General features: G+C 42.9%; 10 protein-coding genes and 4 tRNA genes. 10 read left to right on the top strand and 4 right to left on the bottom strand.

Annotated elements, in window-relative coordinates; translation table 11 throughout:
- Nucleotides 1-25: 25 nt before the first annotated feature.
- From ACRAD_RS11555 to ACRAD_RS11545, 3 genes are all read left to right on the top strand, one after another.
- A complete protein-coding gene (locus ACRAD_RS11555; RefSeq protein WP_005018770.1) occupies nucleotides 26-2107 on the top strand; it encodes a methyl-accepting chemotaxis protein in 2082 nt (693 codons plus the stop codon).
- A 165-nt stretch (nucleotides 2108-2272) separates the two neighbouring features.
- Nucleotides 2273-6643 (top strand): hybrid sensor histidine kinase/response regulator, encoded by a 4371-nt coding sequence (locus tag ACRAD_RS11550; protein ID WP_005027622.1) that lies wholly within the window; start codon nucleotides 2273-2275, stop codon nucleotides 6641-6643.
- Nucleotides 6644-6658: 15 nt separating this feature from the next.
- A complete protein-coding gene (locus ACRAD_RS11545) occupies nucleotides 6659-7123 on the top strand; it encodes a hypothetical protein (protein ID WP_005027621.1) in 465 nt (154 codons plus the stop codon).
- A 60-nt stretch (nucleotides 7124-7183) separates the two neighbouring features.
- Here the strand turns inward: ACRAD_RS11545 and dapE are convergent, their stop codons facing one another.
- The 3 genes from dapE to ACRAD_RS11530 form a co-directional block, all read right to left on the bottom strand.
- On the bottom strand, nucleotides 7184-8320 hold the full coding sequence (gene dapE, locus ACRAD_RS11540; protein WP_005027619.1) for a succinyl-diaminopimelate desuccinylase: 1137 nt from the start codon (nucleotides 8318-8320) through the stop codon (nucleotides 7184-7186).
- A 143-nt stretch (nucleotides 8321-8463) separates the two neighbouring features.
- Nucleotides 8464-8604, bottom strand: coding sequence for an entericidin A/B family lipoprotein (locus tag ACRAD_RS11535; protein ID WP_005018775.1), 141 nt, complete (start codon nucleotides 8602-8604; stop codon nucleotides 8464-8466).
- Nucleotides 8605-8741: 137 nt separating this feature from the next.
- Nucleotides 8742-9611: a DUF1853 family protein gene (locus ACRAD_RS11530; protein WP_005027617.1), complete on the bottom strand. Its 870-nt coding sequence runs from the start codon at nucleotides 9609-9611 to the stop codon at nucleotides 8742-8744.
- A gap of 105 nt (nucleotides 9612-9716) precedes the next feature.
- Between ACRAD_RS11530 and ACRAD_RS11525 the strand changes: the two genes are divergently transcribed.
- The 7 genes from ACRAD_RS11525 (at nucleotide 9717) to ACRAD_RS11495 (ending at nucleotide 11881) form a co-directional block, all read left to right on the top strand.
- Nucleotides 9717-10124 (top strand): YbaN family protein, encoded by a 408-nt coding sequence (locus ACRAD_RS11525; protein WP_005027615.1) that lies wholly within the window; start codon nucleotides 9717-9719, stop codon nucleotides 10122-10124.
- 3 nt (nucleotides 10125-10127) lie between these two features.
- Nucleotides 10128-10637 (top strand): cell wall-recycling L,D-carboxypeptidase ElsL, encoded by a 510-nt coding sequence (gene elsL / locus ACRAD_RS11520; RefSeq protein ID WP_005027614.1) that lies wholly within the window; start codon nucleotides 10128-10130, stop codon nucleotides 10635-10637.
- Between the two features lie 229 nt (nucleotides 10638-10866).
- Nucleotides 10867-10942: transfer RNA gene (locus tag ACRAD_RS11515), tRNA-Val, on the top strand.
- Nucleotides 10943-10966: 24 nt separating this feature from the next.
- Nucleotides 10967-11043, top strand: a tRNA-Asp gene (locus ACRAD_RS11510).
- Nucleotides 11044-11088: 45 nt separating this feature from the next.
- Nucleotides 11089-11165 (top strand) — tRNA-Asp (locus ACRAD_RS11505).
- 102 nt (nucleotides 11166-11267) lie between these two features.
- Nucleotides 11268-11343, top strand: a tRNA-Val gene (locus ACRAD_RS11500).
- A gap of 76 nt (nucleotides 11344-11419) precedes the next feature.
- Nucleotides 11420-11881 (top strand): DUF2750 domain-containing protein, encoded by a 462-nt coding sequence (locus tag ACRAD_RS11495; RefSeq protein WP_005027612.1) that lies wholly within the window; start codon nucleotides 11420-11422, stop codon nucleotides 11879-11881.
- A gap of 58 nt (nucleotides 11882-11939) precedes the next feature.
- Here ACRAD_RS11495 and ACRAD_RS11490 read toward each other — a convergent pair whose 3' ends face one another.
- The gene (locus ACRAD_RS11490; RefSeq protein ID WP_005027610.1) at nucleotides 11940-13115 is read right to left on the bottom strand and encodes a thiolase family protein; all 1176 of its coding nucleotides are present in this window, start codon (nucleotides 13113-13115) and stop codon (nucleotides 11940-11942) included.
- Nucleotides 13116-13117 lie beyond the last annotated feature (2 nt).

The following is a 13117-nucleotide window of genomic DNA, read 5'->3' as shown; positions in this document are numbered from 1 at the left end:
AAAGCGTTTTCAGGGGAGAGGCTGTATGGGCTTTAAACTCAAAAAGAAAAATACGGGAGAAAGCGGTGCTGCTCACAGCAGTAATGCGTTTTTAACCAAAATACAGACACAAGTCGAAGACTTTGCACGGTTATTTGGAGATAGTTCCAAATCTAAACCGTTTATTTATGGGGCAGCATTATCTTTAATTCTATCCGTTATTCTTTTACTGTTTTTATTCTATAGCGTACCTCGTCATAATGAGTTAACTCGTAGTTTGGGTGAATTGCGTCTACTGTCGCAAACTATTTCCCGTCAAGCAACCGAGGCGACTGCTTCTGGAACGCCTGAGTCCATTAAAACCCTGTCACAGTCACAGGCGCGCTTTGCTGAAAACCTAGAAACTGTACAGGATATTCATGGCTCAACTGATGCCGAGGTTCGGCAGGTTGAACAGACCTGGAATGCGGTATCTCGAAATATTGACCAGATTACCAGCCAGCAGAAAATTATTAACAAACTCTACGATACCAATATTGCTATTTCTGAAACCATTCCAGGTATTCAGGCAGAATATAACCTGCTAGTCGACCAGATGGCACGACAAAATATGAGTAGTAGCCAGGTAGTTATTGCTAAAAACCAGGTATTTATTGCAGAACGTATCTTGCGTTCGATCAGTTCCGTACTTGTAGGTAATGACAGCTCACGTGAATCTGCAGACGACTTCAATGCTGATACTGAAACTTTCGGTACTTATCTCAATGCACAGCTGAACGGCAGTAGTGAGCTAGGTGTAGAGCGTATTAATGACCCTGCATTACGTGAATCTCTAACCAATATTCAAGATGAGTATAATGCGGTCTTAAAATCTGCTGCAGCGACAGTTCTAAATAACTCCAACCAGATTGTTCAGGTCCGTCAGGCATCAGCACAAATTTTCTCTCAATCTGACGAACTGCTGGCAGCTCTAAACAAACTGACTGAGTCGGCAAGTAGTAACTGGGCAGAAGTGGCTCTTGCAATTCTGCTGCTGGCGTCAATTGCTGCCTTGATCTTCTCTGTAATTAAACTTCTGGCACTGCGGGGAGCGACGGATAAACAGCGTGTGACCCGCCTACAGGACGAATACGACCGTAACCAGAATGCAATTTTACGTCTGCTGGATGAAATTGCAGATCTTGCAGATGGTGACTTGCGTTCTTATGCAACCGTATCTGAAGACTTTACTGGTGCGATTGCGGATTCGATTAACTTTGCGATCGACCAGCTACGTGATCTGGTATCACGTATCAATGAAACCTCGCAAGAAGTATCACGTTATACCCAAAATACGCAGAATATTACTAACCAGCTGGCTGAGGCTTCAGAACATCAGGCTCAGGAAATTGCCGGCGCTTCCAGTGCAATCAGTGAAATGGCAACCTCAATTGACCAGGTATCTGCCAATGCTTCTGAATCTGCCGAGGTTGCACAGCGCTCAGTACAGATTGCTTCTAATGGTGCAGATGTTGTAAACCGTTCTATTGAAGGGATGGATACCATCCGTGAACAGATTCAGGAAACATCAAAGCGTATTAAGCGTCTGGGTGAGTCTTCTCAGGAAATTGGTAATATCGTTTCCCTCATCAATGATATTGCAGACCAGACAAACATTCTGGCATTGAATGCGGCTATTCAGGCATCGATGGCTGGTGAAGCAGGCCGTGGCTTTGCTGTGGTTGCCGATGAAGTACAGCGTCTTGCAGAGCGCTCAACCTCTGCAACGAAACAGATCGAGACACTGGTAAAAACCATTCAGGCCGATACCAATGAAGCAGTAATCTCGATGGAGCAGACCACAGCCGAGGTAGTACGCGGTGCCAATCTGGCAAAAGATGCGGGTATTGCACTGGATGAAATTCAGAAAGTATCAGGCGATCTGGCAAAACTGATTGCGAGCATTTCTGATGCTGCAAAGTTACAGGCTGCTTCAGCAGGTCATATTTCTAGTACCATGAGTATCGTACAGGAAATTACCTCGCAGACCACCAGCGCTACTTTCGATACTGCACGTTCAGTATCAGAGCTGGCCAGTATGGCAGAGTCACTACGTGAATCTGTAACTGACTTTAAACTGCCTGAATAATCTCAATAAAAATAGAAAACCAGACAGCAGCCCCTGAAGCAGGTTGCTGTCACAGGCACTAAGCGCATCGACAAGATGAATTCGTGTTCGAAAGTAACGTCTTGCATGATGGTTACAAAATAGTTTTCTGCCGGTCTTGGTAGAAGAAACGAAGAAGTTTTAGCTATGAAACAAATACTAAAAGACTTGATTGGAACAACGACTCTTCCTGAAGATAGCTATCTTGACCAAGATGCAGAGATTCTTGAAATTTTTGTTGAAGAACTAGAAGAAATCTTTACTGATTTGGATATTTTGATACAGCAGCCTGAGCAGCAGGACAAGCTGACCAGTATTCGCCGTTATTTTCATACCTTAAAAGGCTCCGGCCGGATGGTAGGAGCTAAAAGTTCCGGCGAGTTGGCTTGGACGGTTGAAGATCTCTTGAATCGAATAATTGCTAAAACACAGGCTTTTACCCTGGCGATCAGTCGTTATGTAGAATTAGTCTTTAAGATTTACAAATACAAGTTATTTTATAACTTTAAAAATAGTCAGCCTCATGCGATTGATTTGCGTCCCCTCGTATTGATCGGGCAACAACTGCAACAGCATGGCAGTCTTGAACCGGCACTTGAGGAATTGCTGGAGCTTAGCTGGACCTTATGTTCGCCTGAGACAGTCACCGGGCTTGAGCTGGTGGAACATACAGCAGAGACTCTACCACCACTAGGTGTAGAGAAGCTTGAAATTCACGAGGAATTTGATTCACTAACTGCCGAGACACTGGCGATCTTTCTTGAAGAGTCGGAAGAACATCTGGCAACTATTGATGAGTTCTTGAATAATAATGAACAGGGCAGTAATTATAATGCTCTAATCCGCGCTTTACATACTTTGCGTGGCAGCTCGGCCATGGCTCAGGTAGAACACATATTTGAAGCAAGTAGTAAAATTGAAAATCTGTTTAAAACCATGCTGCAAGATGAGCTGGTATCTACTTCAAATGAAACCGCTTTACTTACTCATTATGCTGAATTTGTAAGGGATTATCTCTACATTCTAAAACAGGAATGTAATATAGAACAGTTGGAACGGGTTTATCAGACCTTTAATCATGCTTGGGAAAACTACGGATTTCATCAAGAACCTGTGGATGATCTCGTGAACCCTCAAGGTCTGGTTTCAAGGCTCCTCGAGCTTGAGATCAACCAGTTACTAGATGCCGAGTTCGAGTTTGATCAGCGTACCCGTACCGAATATCCAGAATATTTACAGCTTTTGGTACAGCAGGCACAGGAACTGGTTGAACATACACGAAACCGTGCCTCCCAAGGTGTATATGATTTTACGTTAGAACTACTTCAGAGCTATCAGCAGCTCTTGGCAAAGCCACAGCTATTAAATCTTGATTATGCATATGAACTTTATACTCAAGCTCATCAGCAGCTGATTTATCTGTTTGATACGCTTGCAGCGGGACAGCGTGTCAGCCTGAGCCCGGCTCATCAAAGTCTGCTTGAAGAATTATCTGCATTTGTACAGCAAGAAATACAACAGGTAGATGAGTTGTCCACTGTTACTGAGCCTTTTGAGGCTCCGGTTGACGTAGCAGTTTTGCAACATACTTTCAACCTGGGAGCGCTTTCAGCACGTATAGCGGCTGATAAAGCGCTGATGCATTCTGAACATAGTAATCAGGTTGCTGATGCTGATCTGCGCGATATCTTCTTGGAAGAGGCCGAAGAATTACTGGCTGGTATGGATAGTGACCTGAACAGTTGGACAAAAGAATCAGGCCAAGTTACTGCTCTGAACAATCTAATGCGTTATTTGCATACCTTAAAAGGTGGTGCAAACATGGTGCAGGCCACCCATATGGGATTAATTGCACATGAGCTGGAAAGCATTTATCAGAGAATTATTAACGGGCAGGTTCAGGTCTCTACTGTACTGATGAGTATTATCCGGCTGGTACAGGATGAGCTGGCAGAACGCATCCAGATACTACGTGAACAGCAGATTGACTACCCGGCGCCAGCAACTATTGAAATCCTCAAAAATATTGAGTCGATCAGCACTGGTGTATTAGTGACTACGGCTGAGCCAAAAGTAGCAGAAGAGAAGCTGTCCGAGTCGAGTCAAAATATTGAATCAGATATAACTGATTGTACACTTGCGGATGCGGAAATCGCTGAGCATTCCGAAGAGTTACAAACAAATGAACAGGTAAGATCAATTGTTGAAGAAGTTTTTCTCGAGGAAGCCGAAGAGCTGTTACAGACCGCTCATAAATTACTAGATCAATGGGTAGAAGAGCGCAGTAACCGGAGTCTGTTACTACAGCTGCAACGGAATGCTCATAGTCTTAAGGGCGGCGCACGGATGGCCGAGCTTGAGCCGGTAGCCGTGATTGCTTATGCGCTGGAAAATACTTTTGAACAATTTGGTCTGCACAATCTTACCACTAGTGTTTATGACCCGCTTTTACATACTGCTTTACGCTGGTTGGAAAATGCTATCTTCAAAGAGCAGTATGAAAACTTTGACAGTTTGAAGCACAGCTTGGACTCGATCCAGTTTACTGAAATTCCTGCTCAGCTCATCAATCAGATTCCTGCAGATAATATCGTAGCTGATGGCAGTCTGTTTGAATTCGTGCATGGTGATGGTACTGAACCGCCTTCCATGATGGGTGAATGGGACAATACAGAGCGGACTGAAAATAATGAAATGATCCGGATTTCAGCCGATCTGGTTGAGAAAATGATTGATCTTGCAGGTGAAAACTCCATCAACCGTTCCCGTATTGAAATGGATGTGGGACAGGTCGGTTCTATTCTTTCCGACATGGAACTGGCTATTCAACGACTGGCTGACCAGTTACGCCGTATGGAGGGTGAGCTTGAGAGTCAGATTATTGCTAAGCATGGTACAGAGAATTCACGTTATAGTGATTTTGATCCTTTAGAAATGGATCAGTATTCTTCGCTAAATCAGTTATCCAAATCACTGGCTGAGTCAGCATCTGACTTACTTGACTTTAAAACCACATTATCTGAAAAAATACGTGATACTGAAGGTCTGCTATTACAGCAGTCAAGGATTCAGGCAGAGATTCAGGAAAACCTGATGCGGACCCGTCTGGTACCCTTTTCTCGATTATTACCGCGTTTACAGCGCATAGCACGGCAGACCTCTTCAGCACTAAACCGTCCTGCAGAACTCGTTGTTCAAAACACTGAAGGAGAGCTGGACCGCAATATTTTAGAGCGACTGGTCACCCCGCTTGAACATATGCTGCGAAATGCAATTGATCATGGTATTGAAACCATTGAGCAGCGTCTCAAGCAAGGGAAACCTGAAAGTGGCCGTATTGAGCTAAATATTAATCGCCAAGGTACAGATGTCATCATTACTTTTACAGATGATGGCCAAGGTATTAATCTTGACAAGCTGAAAAATAAAGCACTAGAGCGAGGCCTGATTGGAGCGGAACAAAAACTGGAAGCTGAAGAGCTGGCCCAGTTGATTTTCCATCCAGGTTTAAGCACTGCAGCAGAAATTACCCAGATTTCTGGTCGTGGTGTAGGGCTGGATGTGGTACAGAGCAGTATCAAGGCGATGGGTGGTCACGTGACGGTCGAGTCTGTACAGGGGCAGGGTACAACATTTACGATTCGTGTACCAACTACAGTAGCAATCAGTGATGCCCTGATGGTTAAAGCAGGTGACCAGCAATATGCTGTACCATTGGCGCAGATTGAACGTATTGTGCGTATCTCTCCTTCTATGCTGGAAGACTATTTTGCTGGCAAAGAAGATACTTTCCGTATCGACAATATGTATTATAAGCTGCGTTATCTTTCAGAGTTTGTAGCAAATCAGTCTCTGCCTCGTCTTACCGGTATAGCCCACTCTCTGCCGGTACTGCTGATTAAAGGGAGCAGTGGCCAGACAGTAGCGTTACTAGTTGACCAGCTGGTCGGATCTCGTGCACAAATTGTGGTGAAACCAGTGGGTCAACAGCTGGCTAGCGTAGGTGCAGTAGCTGGTGCAACAATTTTGGGTGATGGACAGGTTTGTCTCATTCTGGATGGGCAGTATATTGCTCGTCAGGTACAGTCTTCATTACGTGTCAAGGAAGTAAAAGAATCTCGTGAGTTGCATCGCTTTAATGATGAACGACGTCTGATTATGATCGTTGATGACTCAGTCACTGTACGCAAAGTCACCAGCCGATTGCTTGAGCGTCAAGGTTATGATGTAGTGACCGCTAAAGATGGTGTTGAAGCGATTGAACAGCTGGAAAGTATTAAGCCTGATTTAATGCTGCTCGATATTGAAATGCCGCGTATGGATGGTTTTGAAGTAACTAATCTGGTACGTCATCATGATGTACATCGTAATATGCCAATTATTATGATTACTTCACGTACAGGTGAGAAACATCGTGAGCGCGCTTTTGCACTCGGAGCAACGCAATATATGGGCAAACCTTTCCAGGAAGCAGACCTGTTGGCCAATATTGAAGCGTTACTTGAGGTTATGGTCTAACGCGGGAGAAAAAAGATGAGTCAAACCAAAGCGAATTCAACTCTGGCAAAGATTGATCAACAAGAGTTACAGCACCTGATTACAGTATCGACCGGTTTTATCGATGCTTATATTATTCAATGCTATGCTCAGGTACCGATGTTGCTACCCCAGAATATTGTATTGTCTGCTCTTGATAGTTCGATTAACGTCGATCATATTGATTGGCATGATTTTAAGCTTCCGGTCTATAAGGTAAATAGCCCTACGGCTAAAACAGCAGTTGCACTGGTAATAGAAGGAGAGCAGGTAGATCAGCGCTTTGCCTTGATCTGTGATGAAATGCCTCAGACTATCAGACTGCGGATTTCAGAGGTGGTCGATGAAGAACAGCCTTTTGATGATTCAAATATTTATCAGTATGTACGTATGGGAGACCAGATTTTTCAGGTTCCCAACCTGAACGAGATTCAAAACCAGTTAAGTCATAAGACATTCTAAAAATTCATTTGAAACAAAAGAGGAACCGACAGGGTTCCTTTTTTGTTTATCTTATATTCATCAGCTCAGGAGCTGTATCAGGATTTTTTCATAAATCTCTGCTAGCGGTTCCAGATCGTCTACATTTACGTGTTCATCAATTTGGTGGATACTGGCATTCAATACCCCAAGCTCCAGTACCTGTGCACCAGTTGGAGCAATAAAACGTCCATCTGAAGTACCACCGCTGGTTGAAAGCTTGGCTTCTACACCATTAACCTCATGTATCGCTTGTACAGCAGCGTTTACGAGCTCCCCCACGGGTGTCAGGAAAGGTAAGCCAGATAAGGTCCACTTAATATCAAAATCAACCTGATGATACTGTAAAATAGCAATTACTCGTGCTTTAAGCTCATCTGCGGTCACTTCAGTAGAATAACGAAAATTAAATGTAACTGTCATTGTGCCAGGCACTACATTGGTTGCACCGGTACCAGCTTGGATATTGGAAATCTGGAAAGAGGTTGCTGGAAAATACTCATTCCCGCTGTCCCATACGGTCTCACATAGCTCTGCAAGCGCTGCAGAAGCTGTATGAATCGGGTTAATCGCCAGATGTGGATATGCTACATGTCCCTGTTTACCCTTAACAGTTAAAACACCATTTAGAGAGCCCCTACGACCATTCTTAATGATATCACCCAGCTGATGAGTACTAGACGGCTCGCCCACCAGACACCAGGTCATTTTTTCATTACGGGACTCAAGTGTTTCTACTACCTTTACGGTCCCATTTATTGAAGGACCTTCTTCATCAGAAGTAATTAAAAAAGCAATTGAGCCTTTATGATCAGGATACTTGGCAACAAAACGTTCTGAAGCGATTACCATCGCTGCCAGAGCTGTTTTCATATCGGCACTACCACGACCATATAGCTTACCATCACGTATTTCAGGAATAAACGGATCAGAATTCCAGGCATCCAGGCTTCCAGTGGGCACCACATCAGTGTGTCCTGCAAAACAGAAAACTGGGTCTTTAGTACCACGACGGGCCCATAAATTATCTACGTCTTCAAAGCGCATGTTTTCTATATGAAAACCGACCTTTGATAAACGTTCAGCCATAATATTCTGGCAGTTATGGTCTACAGGAGTAACTGAGGGCTGGCGCAAAAGTTGCAGGCTAAGGTCGAGAGTGTCTGATGATGAAGTCATACCGGAGATCAATGTCTTTAAAACTTGCCGATATAATAGGGGAATATGTAATTGAAAGGGAGTTTAATTAGAACAAACCTAGTCTGTATAAAATTAGGAAACCCTATCCGTAGATAAGGTTTTTTGAAAAACTGATAGCAAAATTAAAGTTTTTGTTTAGTATCTTCTGCAGTATTTGATACAGCACTTCCTGCACTAGAAACATCCTCGCCCAAGCCTTTTACTGTGTTACAACCAGTCAGTACAATTGCCAAAAACATTGAAGCAGCTAAAATTTTTTTCATCATCATCTCCAAGTTAGATTTATTTTGATGTTCACTCAGGCTAAAAAATATGCTTAATAAATAACATTATGTTTTGATAGTAGAAACGTTATGAAATGTTTCAGAAAAAGATAAATCACTTATTTATATTGCATTTTTTAAACATTATTAGAGGTTTTGAGTAAGGGAGGTAGACGGTACATAAAGAACTGCGGAGATGCATGATCAGAATAATATAAACCTTGAGTCCACCATAAAGCCCTGTCCGAACTTTGCACCTGATCCGGACATAACCACTCCTGTCGCTGTAGACGATAGTAGTCTTGCTGGGGAATATAATCAGCCCATCCTCCAAATCTACGAGATAAATTAATCCAGGTTGAAAAGGGCTCAGAAGAGTCAGGCCAGTTTTTTAAGGGGAAGTAAAGTTGTCCCTTGAGAATAGCGTAGCGCTCTTGAATGAGATGTCCTGATACCTCTTCAAACTGGAACTGTTTCTGCGTAAAGTGATTTAGTTTGCGTAATAAGGTATCACTACGGTTAAGACCAAACCACGATGCCAAAGAAGGTTCTCTTTCAGCCAGATAATATTTTAAAGCCACTTCCCAATGTTCTGTTTTTCCCGTTTCGGTATTTAGAATTAAAAAATCCAGCTCACCAATTGTTTTTGGTCCATCAATAATCTGGATGCTATGTCCAAGTAAACGATATGGATGATATGCATGATCAAGTAGCCAGAACCAGATCAGCATTTCAAAACGTAGTCCTAGGCGCGTACTTTTAAGCTGTCGAAGGAAGTGCTCAAGTGGTTCAGGTTGCTGGTCAAGCTGTTTTAAACGGGGTAAATAGGCTTGGAAATATTTTTGCCAGATATGGTCACTATGCAAATTAAAATGATGCTTAATTATGAGTTCTTGTGGCAGGCTTTTAAGAATATTCGGACTGGCTAGACTAAAAGCCAGCTGACGTATGGCAGGATGCTTAAATTGTAACCATGGTTCAAAATAAGCCTGCTGATCACCAAACATATACATAGTCCGCCCATAAATATCATAAGAAAACGCGCAGAATAAAAATATAGTGCGCATATAAAACACTTTATACTAGCGCAATTGCGGGATTAGGAAAGAGATATGAGAACATTGTTTTGGCGAAGTCTGGTACTGATTTTTATTGTACTTGGACTGATAGGGGCAATTTTACCCGGCATGCCAACGACAGTGTTTTTAATACTTGCTGCATGGGCTGCGTCTAAAGGCTGGCCACAAATGGATAACTGGTTACTGAATCATCCAAAATATGGGTCAACGCTCAGAGCTTGGAGAGCTAATGGCACTGTTCCGCGTAAAGCAAAATGGCTGGCCAGTATCATGATGTTAATAAGCGGTATTATGATGCTATTTACTAATGCACCACTGCTTGTCAAAATCTTTACAGATGGCATTATGCTGGTTGTGGCCATCTGGTTATGGATGCGTCCTGAGCCTCAAGATCGACCTTTACAGTCCATCGAAAAAAAAGTACCGGGAGAAATTGAGTAAAAAATGTCTAGCTATACCTTGGATCAGGCAGATCTGTTAATTGATCTGGCACAGCAGAAGCTTCATCTTCCTAAACTAAAAAAGTGTTATGCCATTTCTTCTGGTAAAAATGGAGTAGGTGAGCAGGAAAATACAGGCCAGACTCCACGAGGTTGGCATCGTATAGAAAAAAAAATTGGGGCGGAACATCCTAAAAATTCAGTGTTTATTGCACGTCAGTTTACTGATGAGATTTATAGTCCTGAACTGGCTGCCCAGTTCCCACAAAGAGACTGGATTCTAACACGCATACTCTGGTTACATGGGCTTGAGCCAGGTTTTAATCAGGGAGAAGGGCGGGATACCTTCCAGCGCTATATTTATATTCATGGTACACCAGATACTGAGCCGATGGGTATTCCGATGTCACATGGCTGTATTCGTATGCGTAATGAAGAAATCATTGAGCTTTTTGATTTAATCCCCGAGCAGGCTTTAGTTTTTCTCTCAGAAACACCACTTGAATTGATTTAAACAATACATAAGTCACATTATGTTTATCAGATACAAATAAAAAATAGTCTGTATAAACACCTCTAATTTTTTAGAGACATGTTTAAATAAAATACAAAAAACATTGTTTTTCCTTTAATTTACCTATTTTTTAATCATTCGAAAGTATTTTTATGAAAACAGATAGAAAAGCGTTTGACACCAGATGAGGATTCTCTATAATGCACCTCACAAACGATGAAGACCTAAAGGGCGCTTAGCTCAGTTGGTAGAGCGTCTGCCTTACAAGCAGAATGTCGGCGGTTCGATCCCGTCAGCGCCCACCAAGCCTTTATGTTGTGATCTTTCGTGCAGCGGTAGTTCAGTTGGTTAGAATACCGGCCTGTCACGCCGGGGGTCGCGGGTTCGAGCCCCGTCCGCTGCGCCACTTAAGATTTCAGAGTTTGTACCACAATAGCGACATTGTGCAAATGCAGCGGTAGTTCAGTTGGTTAGAATACCGGCCTGTCACGCCGGGGGTCGCGGGTTCGAGCCCCGTCCGCTGCGCCATTTTATAAAATTTGGTATCCTAATTTCCTGAGATTAAGATATTAATCAGTGTATATGCATAACTGCTTATGCTACTATCTCTAATAGCTATGCTATTTCTCAGGGCGCTTAGCTCAGTTGGTAGAGCGTCTGCCTTACAAGCAGAATGTCGGCGGTTCGATCCCGTCAGCGCCCACCATATATCCTCTTCAGTTGCAAAACATTATTTGTTCCCCTAAGATTATCTAAAAATATTCTTAATATAACTAATAATTATGAAAAACCCTTATCAGCGTAAAACTGTATCAAAAAATCAGCAGAAACCTTATTCGGTGCTCGAGAACTATCAGCAATTTATTCAAAATATTATTGCGCAACGTATGATTATTGCGCTTTATCATGAAGGATGGGCACTCTGCGCAACGCCTTCAGGTCAGCAGGCATTTCCCGCCTGGCAAAGTAGAAGTCTGGCAAGATTGTTAATAAAAGATCAGTGGGAAAACTATAAGATTCATGAAATTACATTAAAAGATTTAATTGGAAAAGTTCTGCCTTATTTGAGGGCACATGAAACACATCTGTCTTTAGATCTGACACCAGAGGGACAAAATATTCTGGTTCGACCAGAAAAATTTTTACTTGATCTTAAAAACTATTTATATCAGCTGTATTTACAGCAACCCGAAGTATTTAGAGAAATGCAATTACCTGCTCCTCGAAGTATTCGTCTTCATTAAAAGTTTATTTTTCTAAATAAAAAATCCCGCAATAGCGGGATTTTTTATTTGATTATTTTTAAAGAATTTCAATTGCCACAGCTGTAGCCTCACCGCCACCAATACATAACGCAGCTATGCCTTTATGTCCACCTGTACGTTTCAGGGCATGAATAAGTGTCAGAATAATACGTGAGCCGGTAGAACCTACAGGATGACCAAGAGCACATGCACCACCATGAATATTTACTTTTTCTGGATCAAGGCCAAACTCATCGATTGGGCACATGGTAACCATTGCGAATGCCTCATTAATTTCCCATAAATCGACATCAGCCGCGGTCCAGCCTGCCTTGTCTAGAACTTTTTTTACTGCACCTACCGGCGCAATGGTAAATTCAGAAGGGTGCTGGGAGTTTGAAGCGCTCGCAATAATCTTTGCTAAAGGTTGTAAACCACGTTGCTTAGCAGTTTCATCCGAGCAGAGAACAAGCGCAGATGCTCCGTCCGAAATTGAGCTGGCATTGGCTGCTGTAATTGTTCCATCTTTTGCAAAAGCCGGACGCAAAGACGGGATTTTATCAATATTGGCATTAAATGGCTGCTCATCCTGATCTACTACTGCCTCACCTTTACGGCTAGAAATAGTTACAGGGACGATTTCATCTTTAAAATAACCTTCAGTAATCGCAGTTTGAGCACGTTTTAAAGAGCGGATGGCAAAATCATCCATTTGTTCACGTGTATAACCGCGCTCATTGGCCATATCCTGAGCAAAAGATCCCATCAGGCGTCCAGTTTCTGCATCTTCCAGGCCGTCAAGAAACATGTGGTCTTTGATTTCGCCATGACCCATGCGAAAACCTTCACGGGCTTTTGGCAGAAGGTAAGGCGCATTCGTCATGGACTCCATACCGCCTGCAACTACAATGTCTGCTGAACCGGCTTTGATCATATCTGCGGCCTGCATTACAGCTTTCATCCCTGACCCACAGAGTTTATTAATAGTAACAGCGCCTGTACTATCTGGAATGCCAGCTAAACGCATTGCCTGGCGAGCAGGGCCCTGTTTTAAACCTGCTGGAAGCACGCAGCCCATAATGACTTCTTCAACGTCGTGTGCCTGCAGCCCAGCACGGGAAACTGCTTCTTTAATTACTGCTGCACCCAATTCTGGTGCAGTCTTTGTAGCGAGTGAACCTTGGAAACCACCCATCGCAGTACGCGCACCGTTAAGAATCACGATGTTTACCATTG

The organism is Acinetobacter radioresistens DSM 6976 = NBRC 102413 = CIP 103788 (genome assembly GCF_006757745.1).
In the GTDB taxonomy this organism is placed as follows: domain Bacteria; phylum Pseudomonadota; class Gammaproteobacteria; order Pseudomonadales; family Moraxellaceae; genus Acinetobacter; species Acinetobacter radioresistens.
This window is presented reverse-complemented; position numbering and strand designations above follow the sequence as displayed.

Bases quoted from the DNA above. Each gene is read 5' to 3' on its own strand.
- ACRAD_RS11555 (WP_005018770.1), top strand. From the start codon at position 26: ATGGGCTTTAAACTCAAAAAGAAAAATACGGGAGAAAGCGGTGCTGCT.
- ACRAD_RS11550 (WP_005027622.1), top strand. From the start codon at position 2,273: ATGAAACAAATACTAAAAGACTTGATTGGAACAACGACTCTTCCTGAA.
- ACRAD_RS11545 (WP_005027621.1), top strand. From the start codon at position 6,659: ATGAGTCAAACCAAAGCGAATTCAACTCTGGCAAAGATTGATCAACAA.
- dapE (WP_005027619.1), bottom strand. From the start codon at position 8,320: ATGACTTCATCATCAGACACTCTCGACCTTAGCCTGCAACTTTTGCGC.
- ACRAD_RS11535 (WP_005018775.1), bottom strand. From the start codon at position 8,604: ATGAAAAAAATTTTAGCTGCTTCAATGTTTTTGGCAATTGTACTGACT.
- ACRAD_RS11530 (WP_005027617.1), bottom strand. From the start codon at position 9,611: ATGTTTGGTGATCAGCAGGCTTATTTTGAACCATGGTTACAATTTAAG.
- ACRAD_RS11525 (WP_005027615.1), top strand. From the start codon at position 9,717: ATGAGAACATTGTTTTGGCGAAGTCTGGTACTGATTTTTATTGTACTT.
- elsL (WP_005027614.1), top strand. From the start codon at position 10,128: ATGTCTAGCTATACCTTGGATCAGGCAGATCTGTTAATTGATCTGGCA.
- ACRAD_RS11495 (WP_005027612.1), top strand. From the start codon at position 11,420: ATGAAAAACCCTTATCAGCGTAAAACTGTATCAAAAAATCAGCAGAAA.
- ACRAD_RS11490 (WP_005027610.1), bottom strand. From the start codon at position 13,115: ATGGTAAACATCGTGATTCTTAACGGTGCGCGTACTGCGATGGGTGGT.